The organism is Streptomyces sp. NPDC059499, assembly GCF_042749285.1.
Lineage (GTDB): Bacteria > Actinomycetota > Actinomycetes > Streptomycetales > Streptomycetaceae > Streptomyces.
Window position 1 is genome coordinate 223,394 of sequence record NZ_JBHYTT010000003.1, and the last position, 16,361, is coordinate 239,754.

14 protein-coding genes and 2 tRNA genes are annotated in these 16,361 nt (G+C 67.4%); 3 read left to right on the forward strand and 13 right to left on the reverse strand.

What is annotated here, in order from left to right; all coding sequences use genetic code 11:
- Positions 1 to 9: 9 nt before the first annotated feature.
- The 6 genes from mreC to ACFW9O_RS09820 form a co-directional block, all read right to left on the reverse strand.
- Positions 10 to 1,056, reverse strand: coding sequence for a rod shape-determining protein MreC (gene mreC, locus ACFW9O_RS09795; protein WP_384606992.1), 1,047 nt, complete (start codon positions 1,054 to 1,056; stop codon positions 10 to 12).
- 98 nt (positions 1,057 to 1,154) lie between these two features.
- Entirely contained in the window at positions 1,155 to 2,174 is a 1,020-nt protein-coding gene (locus ACFW9O_RS09800; RefSeq protein ID WP_329211103.1) for a rod shape-determining protein, read from the reverse strand.
- Positions 2,175 to 2,467: 293 nt separating this feature from the next.
- The gene (gene ndk, locus ACFW9O_RS09805; protein ID WP_329211101.1) at positions 2,468 to 2,881 is read right to left on the reverse strand and encodes a nucleoside-diphosphate kinase; all 414 of its coding nucleotides are present in this window, start codon (positions 2,879 to 2,881) and stop codon (positions 2,468 to 2,470) included.
- A gap of 95 nt (positions 2,882 to 2,976) precedes the next feature.
- On the reverse strand, positions 2,977 to 3,339 hold the full coding sequence (locus ACFW9O_RS09810) for a DUF4233 domain-containing protein (protein ID WP_384606995.1): 363 nt from the start codon (positions 3,337 to 3,339) through the stop codon (positions 2,977 to 2,979).
- A 3-nt stretch (positions 3,340 to 3,342) separates the two neighbouring features.
- Entirely contained in the window at positions 3,343 to 4,866 is a 1,524-nt protein-coding gene (locus ACFW9O_RS09815; protein WP_384606997.1) for a bifunctional folylpolyglutamate synthase/dihydrofolate synthase, read from the reverse strand.
- A 123-nt stretch (positions 4,867 to 4,989) separates the two neighbouring features.
- The gene (locus ACFW9O_RS09820) at positions 4,990 to 7,611 is read right to left on the reverse strand and encodes a valine--tRNA ligase (RefSeq protein WP_384607000.1); all 2,622 of its coding nucleotides are present in this window, start codon (positions 7,609 to 7,611) and stop codon (positions 4,990 to 4,992) included.
- A 137-nt stretch (positions 7,612 to 7,748) separates the two neighbouring features.
- Here ACFW9O_RS09820 and ACFW9O_RS09825 point away from each other — a divergent pair, with 137 nt between their 5' ends.
- Positions 7,749 to 8,732 carry a hypothetical protein gene (locus ACFW9O_RS09825; RefSeq protein ID WP_384607003.1) on the forward strand — a complete coding sequence of 328 codons (984 nt, stop codon included), beginning with the start codon at positions 7,749 to 7,751 and terminating at the stop codon, positions 8,730 to 8,732.
- Between the two features lie 71 nt (positions 8,733 to 8,803).
- On the opposite strand, the gene clpX is transcribed toward ACFW9O_RS09825, so the two are convergent.
- From clpX to ACFW9O_RS09850, 5 genes are all read right to left on the reverse strand, one after another.
- Entirely contained in the window at positions 8,804 to 10,105 is a 1,302-nt protein-coding gene (gene clpX, locus ACFW9O_RS09830; RefSeq protein WP_056785577.1) for an ATP-dependent Clp protease ATP-binding subunit ClpX, read from the reverse strand.
- A 156-nt stretch (positions 10,106 to 10,261) separates the two neighbouring features.
- A complete protein-coding gene (locus ACFW9O_RS09835; protein ID WP_351179963.1) occupies positions 10,262 to 10,945 on the reverse strand; it encodes an ATP-dependent Clp protease proteolytic subunit in 684 nt (227 codons plus the stop codon).
- 85 nt (positions 10,946 to 11,030) lie between these two features.
- Positions 11,031 to 11,636, reverse strand: coding sequence for an ATP-dependent Clp protease proteolytic subunit (locus tag ACFW9O_RS09840; RefSeq protein WP_164494208.1), 606 nt, complete (start codon positions 11,634 to 11,636; stop codon positions 11,031 to 11,033).
- A 279-nt stretch (positions 11,637 to 11,915) separates the two neighbouring features.
- Positions 11,916 to 13,307: a trigger factor gene (gene tig, locus ACFW9O_RS09845; protein ID WP_384607006.1), complete on the reverse strand. Its 1,392-nt coding sequence runs from the start codon at positions 13,305 to 13,307 to the stop codon at positions 11,916 to 11,918.
- Between the two features lie 163 nt (positions 13,308 to 13,470).
- Positions 13,471 to 13,547 (reverse strand) — tRNA-Pro (locus ACFW9O_RS09850).
- Positions 13,548 to 13,705: 158 nt separating this feature from the next.
- Between ACFW9O_RS09850 and ACFW9O_RS09855 the strand changes: the two genes are divergently transcribed.
- Positions 13,706 to 13,779 (forward strand) — tRNA-Gly (locus ACFW9O_RS09855).
- A gap of 55 nt (positions 13,780 to 13,834) precedes the next feature.
- Here the strand turns inward: ACFW9O_RS09855 and ACFW9O_RS09860 are convergent.
- Positions 13,835 to 14,029 (reverse strand): hypothetical protein, encoded by a 195-nt coding sequence (locus ACFW9O_RS09860; RefSeq protein ID WP_329211088.1) that lies wholly within the window; start codon positions 14,027 to 14,029, stop codon positions 13,835 to 13,837.
- Positions 14,030 to 14,510: 481 nt separating this feature from the next.
- On the opposite strand from ACFW9O_RS09860, the gene ACFW9O_RS09865 reads away from it, so the two are divergent.
- Positions 14,511 to 15,689 carry an acyltransferase family protein gene (locus ACFW9O_RS09865; RefSeq protein WP_384607009.1) on the forward strand — a complete coding sequence of 393 codons (1,179 nt, stop codon included), beginning with the start codon at positions 14,511 to 14,513 and terminating at the stop codon, positions 15,687 to 15,689.
- A gap of 81 nt (positions 15,690 to 15,770) precedes the next feature.
- Here ACFW9O_RS09865 and ACFW9O_RS09870 read toward each other — a convergent pair whose 3' ends face one another.
- On the reverse strand, positions 15,771 to 16,271 hold the full coding sequence (locus ACFW9O_RS09870; RefSeq protein WP_384607011.1) for an HD domain-containing protein: 501 nt from the start codon (positions 16,269 to 16,271) through the stop codon (positions 15,771 to 15,773).
- Positions 16,272 to 16,361 lie beyond the last annotated feature (90 nt).

A 16,361-nucleotide genomic window follows, 5' to 3' on the forward strand; every position in this document is an offset into this window, starting at 1 on the left:
GGATCAGCTCTATTCCTGCTCGTCGGCCGCGTTGTCGGCGTTGCCGGTCGCGTTCGCGTCGGCGTTCCCGGAGGCGTCCGCGTCGGGCTTCTCGTTGATGTTCCCGACGACCTTGCCGCTGCCGTCGACCAGGTCGCCGTTCGGCTGGACCGTGACGGTGACGGTCGGGGTGGGCTTCGGCTTCTCCGGCTTCTTGGGCTGCTTCGGCAGCACCATGTCGCGCGGGTCCTCACGGGGTGCCTGGACGACGATGCCGACGATGTCGAGCTTGGTGAAGCCGACGTACGGGCGGACGTAGACGGTCCTGGTCAGGTCGCCACCCGACGGGTCGACACGGACCACTTCGCCGACCGGGACGCCGGGGACGAAGGGCTTGTCCTTGCTCGATCCGAAGGTGACCAGCCGGTCGCCCTTCCTCACCTTCGCCTTGCCGTTGAGGAACTGGACCGAGAGCGGCCGGGAGCCCTGTCCGGTGGCGAAGCCGAGCTCGTCGGTCTTCTCCATCCGGGTGCCGACGGTGAAGTCGGGGTCGTTGGCCAGCAGGACGGTCGCGGTGTTCGGACCGACGGTGGTGACACGGCCGACGAGTCCTTCACCGTTGAGTACGGTCATGTCGCGCTTGAGGCCGTCGTTGGATCCCGCGTCGATGGTGATCGTCCAGGAGAAGCCCTGGGCCGCTCCTATGGCGATGACCTCGGCGCCCTTGATGCCGTACTGGCCGGCTCCGGCGGCCTTGAGCATGCTGTCGAGCTGGCGGACCTTGCTGCTGTTGCGGTCGTCGCTGCCCAGTTTCGCCTTCAGCGCGGCGTTCTCCTGCTCCAGGGCCGCGATCCGGTCGTGCCTCTCACCGGAGTCCCGTACGGCGCCGATGGCGTTGCCCACCGGGTCCACCGCCGCTGCTACGCCGTTCTCGACCGGTCCGAAGACCGTGGCGGCGGCCTGCCGGGCGCCGTCGACCGGCGACTCCTCGCCACCGCGGATGTCCACCGTGATCAAAGCGAACGCGATGGCGATCAGCAGCACCAGGAGCAGCCGGCTCTCTCGTGTGTCCCTCACGTGCGGCGGCCGTGCCTTCCTCGTCGGAATATTGGTGCCTGTATATCAACGTTCCGCCGTACGGGAGCGGCAGCACCCGTACGGCGGAACGTCGGGTTCTACCGTCGGGGCTGGGCGTCCAGCACCTGCTGGAGTGCCTCGAACTCCTCGACGCACTTGCCGGACCCGAGTGCCACCGAGTCCAGCGGGTCCTCGGCGATGTGGATCGGCATGCCCGTCTCGTGGCGCAGCCGCTCGTCGAGGCCGCGCAGGAGCGCGCCGCCACCGGTGAGGACGATGCCGCGGTCCATGACATCGCCGGAGAGCTCCGGCGGGCACTTGTCGAGCGTCGTCTTCACGGCGTCGACGATCGCGTTGACCGGCTCCTCGATGGCCTTGCGGACCTCCGTGGCGGAGATGACCACGGTCTTGGGCAGCCCCGAGACCAGGTCGCGCCCACGGATCTCCGTGTGCTCCTCCTTCTCGAGGTCGAACGCCGAGCCGATCGTGATCTTGATCTGTTCGGCGGTCCGCTCACCGAGGAGGAGCGAGTACTCCTTCTTGATGTGCTGGATGATCGCGTTGTCCAGCTCGTCACCGGCGACCCGGATGGACTGGGCAGTGACGATTCCGCCGAGCGAGATCACCGCGACCTCGGTGGTGCCGCCACCGATGTCGACGACCATGTTGCCGGTGGCCTCGTGGACCGGCAGGCCGGAGCCGATGGCCGCGGCCATGGGCTCTTCGATGATGTGCACCTGCCGGGCGCCGGCCTGCGTCGACGCCTCGATCACGGCGCGTCGCTCGACCCCTGTGATGCCGGAGGGCACACAGACGACGACCCGCGGACGGGCCAGGTAGCGGCGCTTGTGGATCTTGAGGATGAAGTAGCGGAGCATGCGCTCCGTGATCTCGAAGTCGGCGATCACGCCGTCCTTCAGAGGCCGTACGGCAACGATGTTGCCCGGCGTACGGCCGATCATCTTCTTGGCCTCGGAGCCGACCGCCAGGATTCCGCCGGTGTTGGTGTTGATGGCCACGACGGACGGCTCGTTCAGGACGATGCCGCGCCCCCTGACGTACACCAGCGTGTTGGCAGTCCCGAGGTCGATAGCCATGTCACGGCCGATGAACGACATTGAGTTCCCCTTGTTCCCCATGAGGATGCGTCGGGCCTTCCCAAGAAGCGAAGAATGGCTTGTTTTAGGTAGGCGAGGGTTGGCGCTGCGGGCGTGGAAGCTTCCATCGTAGTGCCGTGAGCACGGACACAGCGCGAGGGTCCTTCGCCAATGTGAGCGGAACGGCTGCCCGTCCCACCCATGGTGACGTTACGTCGGAAGGATGCGTTCCCGCGATCCGGGACCCTATGCCGAAGGGCGACCGAATTACTTCGGTCGCCCCAGGTCATGAGCGCTGATTGGCCGAGCCGAAGTCAGGAAAGTCCGGGAAAGAAAAGCTTCAGTTCTCGCTCTGCGGACTCCTCGGAGTCCGAGGCGTGGATGAGGTTCTCCCGGGTGACCGTCCCGAAGTCGCCACGGATCGAGCCGGGCGCGGCGGCGATCGGGTCGGTGGGGCCGGCCAGGGCGCGAACACCCTCGATGATCCGCTCACCCTCGGCCACGAGAGCGACGACGGGGCCGGAGGCCATGAACTCGACGAGCGGCTCGTAGAACGGGCGGCCCTTGTGCTCGCCGTAGTGCTGCTCCAGGGTCTCCTGGTCGAGCGTACGCAACTCCAGCGCGGTGATCGTCCAGCCGGCCTTGCGTTCGATGCGGCCGACGATCTCGCCGATCAGCCCACGCCGTACGGCATCCGGCTTGAGAAGGACGAGGGTGCGCTGAGTCATGTGCGGCTCCTTGCAGACTGCGGGTACGGGTGCGGTGAGGCGAGATTACAGGGGTGCGGGAACAGGCCGACGGCCGGGCTCACGCTGCGTCATCTTCAGGCCGGAGCCTCTGTGCCCTCCTGGGCCTCGGCCTGCGCCGCCCACCGTGCCTTCGCCTCGTCGATCTTGCGGCCGTAGTGCACCGAGGCCCACCACAGCACCCCGAAGACCAGGCCGAGGATGAACATCATGGGGACGACGAAGCCGCTCAGCACCAGGACCACCTGCAGCGCCCAGCCAAGCTGTATCCCGCCGGGGCGGGTGATGACACCGCAGAGCAGGACGGACAGCAACATGCCGATGCCGCAGACCGTCCAGACCGTGGCCATGGACATGTCGTCGGACTTCATCGCAACGAGTCCGGCGAAGCCGATCACGAAGAACTCGCCGATCAGCGTCGAAGCACAGAGCGTACGCACAGGTCAGCGCCTTCCCAGAAGCAGCCGGGCCTCGCCGACAGTGATCACGGATCCGGTCACCAGCACTCCGGCACCCGCGTACTCCGCGTCCTCCTCGGCGAGGGTGATGGCGGCCTCCAGCGCGTCGTCGAGGCGGGGCTCGACCTGGACGCGCTCGTTGCCGAACACCTCGACGGCGACCGCGGCCAGCTCGTCCGCGTCCATCGCGCGCGGGCTGGAGTTCTGGGTGACGACGACCTCGGCGAAGACCGGTTCGAAGGCTTCGAGGAGCCCCCGGACGTCCTTGCCCTCACTGGCGCCGACGACCCCGATGAGCCGGGAGAAGCTGAAGGCCTCGGAGATCCCCGCGGAGGCGGCAACGGCGCCTGCCGGATTGTGCGCGGCGTCCAGGACGACGGTCGGGCTGGACCGTACGACTTCGAGCCGTCCCGGCGAGAGCACCGCGAGGAAGGCCTTGCGGACCGCTTCGATGTCGAGGCTGCGGGCCTGTTCGGCACCGATACCGAAGAACCCCTCGACGGCGGCGAGCGCCACCGCGGCGTTGTGCGCCTGGTGGGCGCCGTACAGCGGGAGGAAGACGTCCTCGTACTCCCCGCCGAGGCCCCGGAGCGTCAGCAGCTGGCCGCCGACCGCGACCTCACGGGAGACGACGCCGAACTCCATGCCCTCGCGGGCCACCGTGGCGTCCACCTCGACGGCCTTCTTCAGCATGACCTGCGCGGCGTCGACCGGCTGCTGGGCCAGGATCACCGTCGCGCCCTGCTTGATGACTCCGGACTTCTCGCCGGCGATCTCCGCGGGGGTCGTGCCGAGGCGGTCGGTGTGGTCCAGCGAGATGGGGGTGACGACGGCGACCGAGGCGTCGATGACGTTGGTCGCGTCCCAGGTACCGCCCATGCCGACCTCGACGACCGCGACGTCGACCGGTGCGTCGGCGAAGGCCGCGTAGGCCATGCCCGTCAGCACCTCGAAGAACGACAGCCGGTACTCCTGCTGGGCGTCGACCATCTCGACGTACGGCTTGATGTCCTCGTACGTCTCGATGAAGCGCTCGGCCTCGATCGGGGCGCCGTCCAGGCTGATCCGCTCGGTGATCGACTGGACGTGCGGGGAGGTGTAGCGGCCGGTGCGCAGCTCGAAGGCGTTGAGCAGGGCCTCGATCATGCGGGCCGTGCTGGTCTTGCCGTTCGTCCCGGTGATGTGGATCGAGGGGTAGGCGCGCTGCGGCTCGCCGAGTACGTCCATCAGGGCCGCGATGCGGGTCACCGACGGCTCGAGCTTGGTCTCGCCCCAGCGTCCGGCGAGCTCCTGCTCCACGGCGCGCAGCGCCCTGTCGATCTCGGGGTCGGTGGGGCGGGCGGGGACCACATCGCCCTGGGGCGGTCCCGACTGGGTGCGCAGCGTGCGGCTCCCGGCCTCGATCACCGCCAGGTCGGGGTCGCGCTGGGTCGCTTCGTCGACGATCTCCTCGAAGGTGTCGTCGGAGTCTGACGCGTCGTGCCGGTCTGAAGGGCGGGGCTCACTCACAGGGCCAGTCTACGGATGCGCACCGACAACGCGCGCAGCGCCCGCAGCCCCGCTCCCCCGGGCCACGGCGAAGCCCCCGCTCCCCCGGTCGGTCGGGGGTGCGGGGGCTTCGTCCTCAGATCATCAGCTCTGCGGCAGATTCGCCAGCTGGGCGGTGATCCGCTCGATGTCGGCCTCGGCCTTCGCGAGCCGGCCGCGGATCTTGTCGACCACGTTGTCGGGTGCCTTGCCCAGGAACGCCTCGTTGTTCAGCTTCCCGTTGGCCTGCGCCTTCTCCTTCTCGGCTGCGCCGAGGTCCTTCGTCAGGCGCTTGCGCTCCGCCTCGACGTCGATCGTGCCGGAGAGGTCCAGGGCGACCGTGGCCCCCGCGACCGGGAGCGTCGCCGTGGCGTGGAAGCTGTCACCGGCGGGCTGCAGACGCGTGAGCTGACGCATGGCCGCCTCGTGGGGGGCGAGCGCCGTGCCCACCAGGGAGAGCTCGGCAGGGACCTTCTGACCTGGCTGAAGACCCTGATCGTTGCGGAATCGGCGGACCTCCGTGACGACCTGCTGGACGAGCTCGATCTCCTTCTCGGCCGCGTCGTCGCGGAAGCCGGAGTCTGCCGGCCAGTCTGCGATGACGATCGACTCGCGTCCGGTCAGGGCGGTCCACAGCGACTCGGTGACGAAGGGGACGATCGGATGCAGAAGCCGCAGCATCACGTCGAGGACCTCGCCCAGGACCCGCCCCGAGACTTCGGCCGGACGACCGCCCGCGAAGAAGGTCGTCTTGGAGAGCTCGACGTACCAGTCGAAGACCTCGTCCCAGGCGAAGTGACGCAGCGCCTCACTGATCTTGGCGAACTGGAAGTCGTCGTAGTACGCGTCGACGTCCGCAACCGTCTTGTTCAGCCGCGACAGGATCCAGCGGTCGGTCACCGACATCTCGTCGGCGGACGGCAGTTCGCCCTCGATGGTCGCGCCGTTCATCAGCGCGAAACGGGTGGCGTTCCAGATCTTGTTGGCGAACTTCGCCGAACCCTGGACCCAGTCCTCGCCGATCGGGACGTCGGTGCCCGGGTTGGCTCCGCGCGCGAGGGTGAAGCGCAGGGCGTCCGAACCGTACTTGTCCATCCAGTCCAGCGGGTTGACCACGTTGCCGAAGGACTTCGACATCTTCTTGCCGTGCTCGTCGCGGACCATGCCGTGCAGGACGATCGTGCCGAACGGCGGGACACCGTCGTTGACGTACAACCCGAACATCATCATCCGGGCGACCCAGAAGAACAGGATGTCGTAGCCGGTGACGAGGACGGAGTTGGGGTAGAACTTCGCGAGGCTGTCGGTCTGTTCGGGCCAGCCGAGCGTGGAGAACGGCCACAGCCCGGAGGAGAACCAGGTGTCCAGGACATCGCTGTCCTGGGTCCAGCCGTCGCCGGTGGGCGCCTCGTCGTCCGGTCCGACGCAGACGACCTCGCCGTTCGGGCCGTACCAGACGGGGATGCGGTGCCCCCACCAGAGCTGGCGCGAGATGGTCCAGTCGTGGAGGTTGTCGACCCAGTCGAAGTACCGCTTCTCCATCTCCTGCGGGTGGATCTTGACCTTGCCGTCGCGGACGGCGTCACCGGCCGCCTTGGCGAGCGGGGCGACCTTGACCCACCACTGGAGGGAGAGGCGCGGCTCGATGGTGGTCTTGCAACGCGAGCAGTGCCCGACGGAGTGGACGTACGGGCGCTTCTCGGCGACGATCCGGCCCTCGGCGCGCAGGGCGGCAACGATGGCGGAGCGGGCTTCCAGCCGGTCCAGTCCCTGGAAGGGGCCGGGGACGGTGATGATGGCCCGCTCGTCCAGGACGGTCAGGAACGGCAGGTCGTGGCGCTTGCCGATCTCGAAGTCGTTCGGGTCGTGGGCCGGGGTCACCTTGACGGCGCCGGTGCCGAACTCGGGGTCGACGTGGTGGTCGGCGACGACCGGGATCGTACGGTCGGTCAGCGGCAGCTTGATCTGCTTGCCGACCAGGTGCTTGTAGCGCTCGTCGTCGGGGTGGACGGCGACGGCGGTGTCACCGAGCATCGTCTCGGCGCGGGTGGTGGCGACGACGATGGTCTCGTCGCCCTCGCCGTACTGCATGGAGACGAGCTCGCCGTCGTCCTCCTGGTACTCGACCTCGATGTCCGAGATCGCGGTGAGGCAGCGCGGGCACCAGTTGATGATGCGCTCGGCGCGGTAGATCAGCCCGTCGTCGTACATCTGCTTGAAGACGGTCTGGACGGCCTTGGACAGACCCTCGTCCATGGTGAAGCGCTCACGGGACCAGGCGACTCCCTCGCCAAGACGCCGCATCTGTCCGGAGATCTGTCCGCCGGACTCGTTCTTCCACTGCCAGACGCGCTCGACGAAGGCCTCGCGCCCCAGGTCGTGGCGGGACTTGCCCTCCTTGCCGAGCTCGCGCTCGACGACGTTCTGGGTGGCGATGCCAGCGTGGTCCATGCCCGGCTGGTACAGCGCCTCGAAGCCCTGCATCCGCTTACGGCGGACCAGGGCGTCGATCAGTGTGTGCTCGAAGGCGTGTCCCAGGTGGAGGGATCCTGTGACGTTCGGCGGCGGGATGACGATGCTGTAGGGCGGCTTGTCGCTGTGCTCGTCAACTTCGAAATAACCGCGCTCCACCCAGCGCTCGTACAGTTTCCCCTCTACCTCGGCCGGCGCGTACTGGGTCGGCAGTTCGGGGTTGCTGACTGGCTGCTGCGATGAGTTCTCGGTCACGCACCACAGTTTAGGGCCGTCACAGTCGTGCACTGAAACGGGATAGTTCAGTAACGGTGTGCAGCCCGGTGCCCCATGTCACGGCCCCATCCGCCAGGATGTTCGGAACGCATAAGCATTCTGGAGGGGACAGCCCAATGAGCTACAACCAGCCGGGCCCGTACGGCGGTCAGCCGCCGCAGGGCCAGCCCGGACCCTACGGCCAGCAGCCGGGCCCGTACGGCGGACAGCCGCCGCAGGGCCCGCCGCAGGGCCAGCCCGGTTACGGCTACCCGCAGCAGGCCCCCCAGGGTGTCCCGCCGCAGCAGCCCCCGCAGGGCTACGGCTACCCGCAGGGCCAGCAGCCGGGCCCGTACGGCCAGCAGCCGCCCACGCCCCCGTACGGCGGCCAGCAGGCGTACGGCGGCCAGATGCCTCCGGCCGCACCGAAGAAGAAGACCGGCCTGATCATCGGCGGCGCGGTCGTGGCGCTGGCGGTCATCGCGGGCGGGGTCTACTTCCTCACGTCGGGTGGGGGCAACGGTGACGTGGCGGACTCCACCAAGGGGTACAAGATCACACCGGCCGCCTCGGTGGGCGATTACAAGCAGGGCAAGAAGGACTCCTCCTCGGACACGATGACGAGCAAGGAGAAGGCAGAGGCCGAGGCCCTGGGCATCAAGGACGCCCACAAGGCCGAGGCGCAGTACCAGAGCGGCGACCTCGAGAAGAACCCCCTCACGACCAAGATGCTCATGCTCTACGGCAACTGGGGCGAGGTGTCCGACCCGGCGAAGGCCCTCGACGGCATGTTCGCGCAGGCCAAGGTCGGGATGGCCGAGGACGAGGACGAGGGCAAGGCCACCCTGGTCGGCAGCCCCAAGAGCGTCACGCCGGAAGGCTTCGAGGGCGCGCTCATGAAGTGCCAGGAAATGAAGGTGGTCAACGACAAGGCCGACGGCACCGCGGCAGGAGGCCCCAAGGAGATGGTGATGCCTGTCTGCATCTGGGCCGACTACAGCACCGTCGCGGCGGTCATCGGCGTCGACATCGGCGCGGCCATGACCAACAAGTCCATGACGCTCGACGAGACGGCCGCCCTCGCGGCCAAGCTCTACAACACCTCGCGCACCAAGGTCTGACCTTCAACGCCGAAGGGGCGCCCGGCCATTGGCCGGGCGCCCCTTCGGCGTACGTATCGCTGCCGCTGCCGCTACGCGGACTTCTCGTGGCGGCCACCGTCGTCGTTCTTGCCGATCGTGCGCGGCTCGCGCGGGACCAGCGTCGGGTTGACGTTGTTGCGGACGACGTCCGGGGTGATGACCACGCGGGCCACGTCCTTGCGGGACGGGACCTCGTACATCACGGACTGGAGGACTTCCTCCATGATCGCGCGCAGACCACGTGCGCCCGTCTGGCGCAGGATCGCCTGGTCGGCGATGGCTTCCAGCGCCTCGCGCTCGAAGTCCAGCTCCACACCGTCGAGTTCGAACAGCCTTTGGTACTGCTTCACCAGGGCGTTACGCGGCTCGACCAGGATCTGGAGCAGCGCCTCGCGGTCCAGGTTGTGGACCGAGGTCAGTACGGGGAGGCGGCCGATGAACTCGGGGATCATCCCGAACTTCACCAGGTCCTCCGGCATGACCTCCTGGAACTGGTCGCTCGCCTGGATCTCCAGCTTCGAGCGGATCGTCGCGCCGAAGCCGATGCCCTTGGCGCCGGCGCGCGACTCGATGATCTTCTCCAGACCGGAGAAGGCACCGCCCACGATGAACAGCACGTTCGTCGTGTCGATCTGGATGAACTCCTGGTGCGGGTGCTTCCGGCCGCCCTGCGGCGGTACGGAGGCCGTGGTGCCCTCCAGGATCTTCAGCAGGGCCTGCTGGACGCCCTCGCCGGAGACATCGCGGGTGATCGACGGGTTCTCGCTCTTGCGGGCGACCTTGTCGATCTCGTCGATGTAGATGATCCCGGTCTCGGCCTTCTTGACGTCGTAGTCCGCGGCCTGGATCAGCTTCAGCAGAATGTTCTCGACGTCCTCGCCGACGTAGCCGGCCTCCGTCAGCGCTGTCGCGTCGGCGATGGCGAACGGGACGTTGAGCATGCGGGCCAGCGTCTGCGCGAGGAGCGTCTTGCCGGAGCCCGTGGGGCCCAGCAGCAGGATGTTGGACTTGGCGAGCTCGATCGCGTCGTCACGATTCGCGCCGCCGCCGTTCTCACCGGCCTGGACCCGCTTGTAGTGGTTGTACACCGCGACCGAGAGGGCCTTCTTCGCGGGCTCCTGCCCGACGACGTACCCCTCGAGGAACTCGTAGATCTCGCGCGGCTTGGGGAGCTCCTCCCACCGCACCTCGGAGGTCTCGGCGAGCTCCTCCTCGATGATCTCGTTGCAGAGATCGATGCACTCGTCGCAGATGTACACACCGGGTCCTGCGATGAGCTTCTTCACCTGCTTCTGGCTCTTTCCACAGAACGAGCACTTGAGCAGGTCGCCGCCATCACCGATGCGTGCCACGAGGTGCTTCCCCTTCGCCTGGGAGCAGCCTGGTTCAGCGGCTCCTGGTGCCTCTATCCGACGGTACCTTGCCTGGCCCCCCGTTCGGGCCCCCCTTGGCACGGTTCACACGGCCGTGGCCGTGCTGGTGGAATGTGCCAAGGGGAAAGACCGACGTCAGACGGCCGCGCCGGCTGTGGTCTTGCGGGTGGAGACAATCTGGTCCACCAGACCGTACGCGAGTGCGTCGTCGGCGGTAAGGATCTTGTCGCGCTCGATGTCCTCGCTGATCTTCTCCAGCGGGGTGGTGGAGTGCTTGGCCAGCATCTCCTCGAGCTGGGTGCGCATCCGCAGGATCTCGTTGGCCGCGATCTCCAGGTCGGAGAGCTGCTCACGGCCGGTCTGCGAGGACGGCTGGTGGATCAGCACACGGGCGTGCGGGAGCGCCATGCGCTTGCCCGGGGTGCCCGCGGCCAGCAGGACGGCGGCGGCGGAGGCCGCCTGGCCCATGCAGACCGTCTGGATGTCCGGCTTCACGAACTGCATCGTGTCGTAGATCGCGGTGAGCGCGGTGAACGAGCCGCCGGGGCTGTTGATGTAGATCGAGATGTCGCGGTCCGGGTCCATCGACTCCAGGCACAGCAGCTGCGCCATGACGTCGTTGGCCGAGGCGTCGTCGATCTGCACACCGAGGAAGATCACACGCTCCTCGAAGAGCTTCGCGTACGGGTCGTACTCACGCACACCCTGCGAGGTGCGCTCCACGAAGCGCGGGACGACGTAGCGGTTGTCCACCTGCGGGCCGGTGTAGAGGCCGCTCGCGGAGGCGCCGGGGAAGTTGTTCATGTGGGTGTTCACCATCCTGGTGGCGTTCATGTGGGCTGGGAGTCTCGGCGTACGAGTGGCGTACGAGAGGGTGCGGCGTGGTGCCTGTCCGGGGGCCGGATCAGGCGCCGGTGCCGCCGCCGCCCGGGATGCCCGACGCGACCGTGATGATCTCGTCGATGAGGCCGTAGTCCTTGGCCTCCTCCGCCGTGTACCAGCGGTCGCGGTCGCCGTCGCGGATGATCGTTTCCACGGTCTGGCCGGAGTGGTGGGCGGTGATCTCCGCCATCCGCGTCTTGGTGCGGAGCAGGTACTGGGCCTGGATCTTGATGTCCGAGGCGGTACCGCCGATGCCGGCCGAACCCTGGTGCATGAGGATGTCGGTGTTCGGGAGCGCGAAGCGCTTGCCCGCCGTACCACCGGTGAGCAGGAACTGGCCCATCGAGGCCGCCATGCCCATACCGATGGTGACCACGTCGTTCGGGATGTACTGCATGGTGTCGTAGACCGCCATGCCTGCCGTCACCGAGCCGCCGGGGCTGTTGATGTAGAGGTAGATGTCCTTGTCCGGGTCCGCGGCAAGGAGCAGAAGCTGTGCGGTGATCTTGTTGGCGATGTCATCGTCGACCTGCTGACCGAGGAAGATGATGCGTTCGCCGAGCAGTCGGCTGTAGACCTGGTCACCGAGGCCTCCACCGAGGGACGGCTCTCCGGCGGCGTAGGGCATCAGATTCGTCACGTATCCACCTGCTCGTCTCTGACGGCTCCGGCCGTCTCAGCGTCTTCGTACCGGGTGGGCCGGGACTGAACCCGACCCTTCCTCTTCATGGACCCTAACGCGCAGGTGGGACAACGCCATCCCGCTTCCCCAACTGTTCGCTGGGAGCGCAAGGTCGGCAGTCCGCACAAGGGTTCTGGGGGTGCGGACCGATACGCCGACGGGCCCCGGACGTGGTACGTCCGGAGCCCGTCGTGTACGGATCAGAAAAGCCGATCAGTTCGAGGATCAGGCCTCGGTCTTCTCGTCGTCGGCGACCGCGTCAGCGGTGCCCTCGACGGCCTCGACCGTCTCGACGGCCTCTTCCTCGTCGTCCTCGAGCTCGACGACCTCACCGTTGGTGTCGACGACCTTGGCGGCCTCGACGACCACCGCGAGCGCCTTGCCGCGGGCGACCTCGCCGACGAGCATCGGCACCTGGCCGCCTTCGACGACGGCCTGGGCGAACTGGTCGGGGCTCATGCCGGAGGAAGCAGCGCGCCGCATGAGGTGCTCGGTGAGCTCCTCCTGGTTGACGTTCAGCTTCTCCTTGTTGACGAGCTCGTCCAGGATGAACTGGGTCTTGATGCCCTTGATGGCCTGCTCGGAGGTCTCGGCCTCGAACTCCTCGAGCGTCTTGCCCTGGATCTCCAGGTACTTCTCGAGGTCGAGACCCATCTGGCCGAGCTGGTGGTGCTCGAGGTTGTGCTTGCGGGTCTGGACCTCGTCCGCGAGAAGCTTCTCGGGGATCGGGACCTCGGCCAGCTTCAGCAGCTCGTCGAGGACGCGCTCCTGGGCCTGGGTGGCCTGGTCGTACTGCTTGGTGTTCTCGAGGCGCTTGCGGCTGTCCTCGCGGAGCTCGGCCAGCGTGTCGAACTCGCTCGCCATCTGCGCGAAGTCGTCATCCAGCTCGGGCAGTTCGCGGGAGGCGACGGTGGTGACCTTGACGGTGACCTCCGCTTCCTTGCCCTCGGCGGAGCCGCCCTTCAGCTCGGAGGTGAAGGTGGCCTCGCCACCGGCCTCCAGGCCGGTCACGGCCTCGTCGATGCCCTCGAGGAGCTCGCCGGAACCGATGGTGTACGAGACACCGGCGGCCACGCCGTCCTCCAGGACCTCTCCGTCGACCTTGGCCTCCAGGTCGATCGTGACGACGTCGCCCTCGGCGGCCGCGCGCTCGACCGGGTTGGTCGAGGCGAAGCGCTCGCGGAGCTGCTCCACGGCCTTGTCGACGTCCTCGTCGGTGACCTCGAGTGCGTCCACGGTGACCTCGATGCCGGAGTAGTCCGGAATCTCGATCTCGGGACGGACATCCACCTCGGCGGTGAAGGCCAGCAGCTCGCCGTCCTTCAGTTCGGTGATGTCAACCTCGGGCTGGCCCAGGACATTGAGCTCACCCTCGTTGACAGCCTCGGTGTAGAACTTCGGAAGGGCGTCGTTGACGGCCTCCTCCAGCACAGCACCACGGCCGAACCGCTGGTCGATGACGCGGTTGGGGATCTTGCCCTTACGGAAGCCCTTCACCGTGACCTGCTGGTTGATCTTCTTGTACGCCGCGTCGAGGCTGTCCTTGAGCTCCTCGAAGGGCACCTCAATGCTGAGCCGAACCCGGGTCGGGTTCAGGGTCTCCACGGCGCTCTTCACGGTTCGGTCTCCTTGGTGGCTGACTTCTTGGGGTTCTGCTGGGCCGCCGAGAGGCGGCTTCGCGGATCGAGCCCGGTACATCAGACACACGGGCACGCAATTTGCATAGTAACGGCAAGCGGGATGACTCCCACAACGCGATCTTGCCTGAAGATCTTGCTGGTGGTCGGGGTGGCCGGATTCGAACCGACGACCTTCCGCTCCCAAAGCGGACGCGCTACCAAGCTGCGCCACACCCCGTCGGTGCGACACGTAGGGTACATGCCGACAAGCAGTGCGCAGCACGCTTTCCGAAGGCGGTCACGGACGGTCACACCGATACAGGTGTGCGCGCACCTTCCCCGACCCGCTACGATGCTTTTCGTGCCGCGGTCCACAGGACCCGCGGTGCACCGCTTGCGGGCGTAGCTCAATGGTAGAGCCCTAGTCTTCCAAACTAGCTACGCGGGTTCGATTCCCGTCGCCCGCTCCACGCCAGGGCCCGGTCCGACGGTTACTCGTCGGACCGGGCCCTTTGCGTGCGCGGATCAGAAGCTGATCTGGTTGATCGTCTCGGCTATCGAGTTCATGAATCTGTTGATCGACGGCGCCATGCCCGTCGATGCCAGGAAGAAGCCGAAGAGCACGGCCACGACCGCCGGCCCGCCCTTGATGGACCCGCCGCGGATCAGCACCACCAGGATGATCCCCAGCATCAGCACCACAGACAGTGAAATGGCCACGACTGATCACACCCTTGGTCGGTCCGCCTTGCCGGCCCGGAGGGTGTGCAGCCCAGCACACCTCCGTTGACTCCATCGTGCCACCAACTCCCCTGTGGGTGCTGCCAGGTGACGGATGGCACTGTCCGGATCGCGCCATCCTCGCGCCCGCGTGCACCCCGGGGCGGATCGGCGCACGGGGCGCGAGGAGAAGGCACGCCGGGGCGCAGCCGGAAATCCGCGCGCCGACTGCGCTCGAGGCAGTTCGAATATCGGCCACTGTGATCGTTTCCATACCCCCACACTTCATTCACAGCATTGCGCCGCGTGTTCGTGCGACGAAATTCACTCTCCCCAACTACGCGACGATATGCACCGTTTAAGGGGGATTAACCGCCTCATAGCGGGCGGTTTTCGGTGGTTTCATTTTCGAATGAGCGGGAACACGCGAAATCTCTTGAGAGTTTCACGCATGGCAATCAACAGGTCTAAGGTGCTTTAGATGTTCCAAGCTCCGAGCGAATTCAAGAGGGCCCCGATCCCCCCGGAGACCCGGGAATCGGAGCCCAGACACGAGCGCGCGGCGTCGACGGCCGTCAGGACTCCCCCGGTGTCCGCCCCGGCCCGCTCCGCCGCCCCTGCGGCCTCCGGGGGCCCCGCTCCGGCCAAGCAGCGCGATGCCTACTTCGACAATGTGAAGTACCTCGCGATCGTGCTCGTCGCGGTGGCCCACGCCTGGGAACCGGTGATGGACGGCAGCCGCGCCGCGCGCGCCCTGTACATGGTCGTGTACACGTTCCACATGCCGGCCTTCATCCTCATCTCCGGCTACTTCTCACGGTCGTTCGACATGAGTCCCACGAAGGTGAAGCGTCTGGTCACCGGGGTGGCGGTGCCCTATGTCCTGTTCGAGACGGCGTACTCACTGTTCAAGCGGTACGCGGGCGGCGGTTCTGAGGACGTCCCGGTCACCCTGCTCGACCCCCTGTTCCTCACCTGGTTCCTGATCGCCCTGTTCATCTGGCGGGTCACCACTCCGCTGTGGCAGTCACTGCGCCACCCGCTGCCCGTCGCCCTCACGATCGCCGTGCTCGCGTCGGTGACTCCGGGCATCGGTGACGATCTCGATCTGCAGCGTGTCCTGCAGCTCCTGCCGTTCTTCGTGCTGGGTCTCCTGCTGAAGTCCGAGCACTTCCAGCTGGTCCGGCGACGTGAGGTGCGGCTGCTCGCCCTGCCGCTGTTCGCAGGGGCCCTGCTGTTCGCCTACTGGGCGGCTCCGCGCATGCAGCTCGGCTGGTTCTACCGGAGCAGTGCCGCACAGGAACTGGGCGCGCCGTGGTGGTCGGGGGCCGTGATGTCCCTGGCGATGTTCGGGTGCGCGCTCGTCCTCACGATCGGCTTCCTGGCCTGGGTGCCGCGCCGTCACATGTGGTTCACCGTGCTGGGAGCCGGGACGATCTGCGGCTATCTGCTGCACGGCTTCCTCGTGAAGGGCGCCGGATACTTCGGCCTGTTCGACCGGTACGAGTGGCTCACCGGTCCTGCCGGCCTGCTGGTCGTCTCCGTGGTCGCGGCTGCCGCCGTCACCCTGATGTGCACTCCCCCGGTCCGGCGCGTACTGCGGTTCGCCACCGAGCCGGATCTGAACTGGGCCTTCCGCCGGAGGGCCGCCAGGCGCTGAGCCCGTCCGGCCCGCGACGTGCCCGGACGGGTTCCGGCCGTCGCGTGGTCCGGCCCCGGACCGGCGAAGGCCGGTCCGGGATCAGCCTGCCGCGGGGTTGGCCGGATCCGACCGGTCGGTGGGCCATTCGCCGCCGGGGAGCCCCAACAGCCCACGTACCTGCGCATATTTCGCCGTCAACCGGGTACGCGTCGCCGGATCCAGGACCGCGAGGCGGTCCGGATCGGCGTTGTGCGCCAGGTCCGACTCCTTGATCAGCAGCGCGCCGGGCGTGGCGAGAATCCGCCCGGTGTACGCGGAGAGGTCCTCGCCGTCCCGCTTGGTGACGGCGAGGACCATTTCCTTGACCTGCCGCGGGAGCGGGGCCTCGTCCAGCCACTGCCGGGACAGCGCGCCGTCCTCGACGGCGTCGTGCAACCAGGCGGCGGCGATCTGCTCGTCGCTCCCGCCCCGGATCCGTACACCCTCGGCCACCGCGGCAAGGTGCTCGGCGTAGGGGCGCCCCGCCTTGTCGGTCTGGGCGCGATGGGCCTCGCGAGCTGTGAACTCGACCTCGGCCAGGGTCAGATACGGGGTCGGCATGCGCCCGACTGTACGCCTCGGGGCCGACGTTCGGCGGGTTCACAGTTGCAGCGTCAATGGTTCGGTAAACTAATTACTGACGATTCCTTG